The 2,515-nt window shown below is 67.4% G+C and carries 4 protein-coding genes and 1 pseudogene; 3 read left to right on the top strand and 2 right to left on the bottom strand.

Going from position 1 to position 2,515, the window contains the following annotated elements:
- Nucleotides 1-540 (top strand): annotated as a pseudogene (locus VGF12_RS17505) (signal recognition particle-docking protein FtsY); the annotation flags it as partial.
- 37 nt (nt 541-577) lie between these two features.
- Here VGF12_RS17505 and VGF12_RS17510 read toward each other — a convergent pair.
- Complete coding sequence (locus VGF12_RS17510; protein WP_066149526.1) at nt 578-784, bottom strand: zf-HC2 domain-containing protein; 207 nt, start codon at nt 782-784, stop codon at nt 578-580.
- On the bottom strand, nt 781-1,368 hold the full coding sequence (locus VGF12_RS17515) for a sigma-70 family RNA polymerase sigma factor (protein WP_066149524.1): 588 nt from the start codon (nt 1,366-1,368) through the stop codon (nt 781-783). The genes VGF12_RS17510 and VGF12_RS17515 overlap by 4 nt, the downstream gene beginning before the upstream one ends.
- A 171-nt stretch (nt 1,369-1,539) precedes the next feature.
- Between VGF12_RS17515 and VGF12_RS17520 the strand changes: the two genes are divergently transcribed.
- On the top strand, nt 1,540-1,821 hold the full coding sequence (locus VGF12_RS17520; protein WP_331177330.1) for a DUF2282 domain-containing protein: 282 nt from the start codon (nt 1,540-1,542) through the stop codon (nt 1,819-1,821).
- 36 nt (nt 1,822-1,857) lie between these two features.
- Nucleotides 1,858-2,515, top strand: a 658-nt coding sequence (locus VGF12_RS17525) for a DUF692 domain-containing protein (RefSeq protein WP_331177331.1), incomplete at its 3' end; no start/stop codon positions are given.

Here is a 2,515-nt window from a genome sequence, read left to right on the forward strand (position 1 = left end):
CGCCATCTGGCGAACGAAGGCGCCAGCGTGCTGCTGGCCGCTGCCGACACCTTCCGCGCCGCGGCCCGCGAGCAGCTGGCCGTCTGGGCCGACCGCAACACGGTGGAGATCGTGACGCAGGAAGGCGGCGACCCGGCCGCCGTGAGCTTCGACGCCGTGAGCGCCGGCAAGGCGCGCGGCCGCGACGTGGTGCTGGTGGACACGGCCGGCCGCCTGCCGACGCAGCTGCACCTGATGGAAGAGCTCCGGAAGATCAAGCGCGTGGTGCAGAAGGCCGACGGCACGGCGCCGCACGAGGTGCTGCTCGTCATCGACGGCAACACCGGCCAGAACGCGCTGACGCAGGTCAAGGCCTTCGACGAGGCACTGCAACTCACCGGCCTGGTCATCACCAAACTCGACGGCACGGCCAAGGGCGGCGTGGTCTGCGCCATCGCGCGCGAGCGGCCGGTGCCGATCTACTTCATCGGCGTCGGTGAAAAGCTCGAAGACCTGGAAACCTTCAACGCACGCGAGTTTGCGCAGGCGCTGTTGAACTGAGGGATGTGACTCCCGCGCTCCGCCGCTGCGCAGGTCGCTACTCTTCTTCTGTATAGCCGCGCCACTGCTTCATCGCGTGGCGCATCGTCAGCATCTGGCGTTCGAACGTGGGGCAGGCCTTGCACACCATCAGATGCAGGCGCAGCCCGACGCGGTCTGCCCACGGCAGCTGGCGGTCTTCACGGGCCACCATCAGTGCGGTGGCCTCCTTGCAGGTGCGGCGAAACGGGTAAGCGGCCTTCATGTCGTGTGTGTTCGTCCAAACCAGTTCAGTTCCAGGCACTCCCGCAAGCGCAGGCGGGCCCGGTGGAGCTGGACATAGAGATTGGTCGGCGTCAGCCCCAGTTCCTTACAGATCTCGTCGCTGGAGAGCTCCAGCCACTCCCGCATCAGGAACAGGCGCCCCTGCACCGGCGGCAGTTTTTCGGTGCAGGCGTTGAGCACGGCCATGAACTGGCGGCTGCCCAGCGACTGCTCGGGATCGCCCCAGTCGGCGGGCATCTGGGCGTGATGGCCATCGGCCTTGAAGGCCATGTGCTCCAGCGGATCGGTGCTGTCGTCGTCAGAGCCGCTGTCCAGCGTCACCTCGCGCTGACGCTGGCGCAGGATGTCGATGATCTTGTGCTTGAGGATGCCGACCAGCCAGGTGCGCATCTGGGAACGGCCCTCGAAGGCTTGCGGCCGGGCCAGCGCGGCCAGCACGGTCTCGGAGACGGCGTCTTCGGCCCAGGCGTCGTTGCGCAGCTGCAGGCGCGCGAAGCGCAGCAGGTAGGCCCGGCACTCGGCCACCTGGGTCGTGAAGTCGGGCGGGTTCTGGGTCATGGGCATTCGGCGATTCGCTGCGAGTGTAAAGACCCGGCCAGCGGAGGACCGAGGAATATTTTTTTGTGCGGCGTGTAAGAACCATCCCCATCGGCTGACTGACGCTCAACCGGTGAACATCGCCCCGCGGCACGCACCGGTTGACTCTCAACCTCCACCTCATTCAGGAGAAAACCGATGAACCAGCGCCAGATGATCACCACCGCCGCCGCTTCGCTGATGACCCTTGCCATGCTCACCAGCCCCGCCATGGCCCAGGACGCGGCCAAGGAAAAATGCTTTGGCATCGCCAAGGCCGGGCAGAACGACTGTGCCAACCTCTCCGGCTCGCATTCCTGCGCCGGCCAGGCCAAGGTCGACAACGACAAGGGCGAATGGAAGTACGTCGCTGCGGGCACCTGCAAGACCATGGGCGGCATGTCGATGGACGACGCCAAGATGGGCATGAAGAAGTCCTGATCCGCGGCCAAACCTCGCACAAGAAAGCCCGCCACCATGACCGCACACGCTCATCGGCCTCATGCCGCAGCGCCCGAGGTCGGCATCGGTTGGCGGCACCCCCATTACGCAGCGCTGCTGGAACAGCGGCCTGCCCTCGGCTTCATCGAAGTCCATTCGGAGAACTTCTTCGCCCCCGGCGGCGCGGCCCTGGCCGTGCTGCGCGAAGGGCGCGCGCACTGCCCGGTGAGCCTGCACGGCGTCGGCCTGTCGCTGGGCTCAGCGCAAGGTATCGACACCGAGCACCTGGACCAGCTGGCGCGGCTCGTGCAGGCCATCGACCCGGTGCGGGTCAGCGACCACGCCAGCTTCGCGCGCGGTGCCATGGTGCACGCGGCCGACCTGCTGCCCGTGCCGATGAGCCGCGCGGCGCTGGACGCCATGTGCGCCAACGTCCAGCGCGTGCAGGACCGCCTGCGCCGCCCCATCGCGGTGGAAAACCTCTCGGCCTATGTGCAGTGGCGCGAGGCCGATATGGACGAACCCGAATTCCTCAACGCGCTCGCGCGGCGCAGCGGCTGCGGCCTGCTGATCGACGTGAACAACCTCTTTGTGAACGCCCTCAACGGCCAGCTGCGCGGCGAACACGACGACCCGCTGGGCGCGTGCCGGCGCTGGCTGGACGCCATCGCGCCGGACCACGTGGCGGAGATCC

Origin of the sequence: Roseateles sp. (assembly GCF_036404855.1) — a bacterium.
In the GTDB taxonomy this organism is placed as follows: domain Bacteria; phylum Pseudomonadota; class Gammaproteobacteria; order Burkholderiales; family Burkholderiaceae_C; genus Pelomonas.